The sequence below is a fragment of the Agaribacillus sp. DX54 genome (genome assembly GCF_056858335.1).
Genome location: NZ_JBXEQE010000157.1, coordinates 1 through 299, shown reverse-complemented (window position 1 = coordinate 299; position 299 = coordinate 1). Strand labels below are relative to the sequence as shown.

Here is a 299-nt window from a genome sequence, read left to right as displayed (position 1 = left end):
GCTTCGAGGTTCTGATCTTCAATGTTTGGCATTATTTCAAATTTAGGCGCTTACGGGCAGTTTGATTATCAGTTACTTAACTCCAATTGATCTTTAACAAGATGATAATAACCATTCCTATCAGTGACCAATTTTCCATGCGTTCCTTTCTCTGTTATCTTGCCTTTTTCCAATACAACAATCTGATCTGCATTTTTTACAGTACTTAACCTGTGGGCGATGATCAGCACGGTACGGTTTTTAAAAAACGCGCTGAGGTTTTCCATAATAATACGCTCATTTTTTGCATCGAGGGCATT

1 pseudogene is annotated in these 299 nt (G+C 37.8%); it reads right to left on the bottom strand.

Features of this window, described 5'->3' with window-relative positions:
• Positions 1–68 precede the first annotated feature (68 nt).
• A pseudogene (locus AC04NP_RS30780) lies at positions 69–299 on the bottom strand (peptidase domain-containing ABC transporter); the annotation flags it as partial.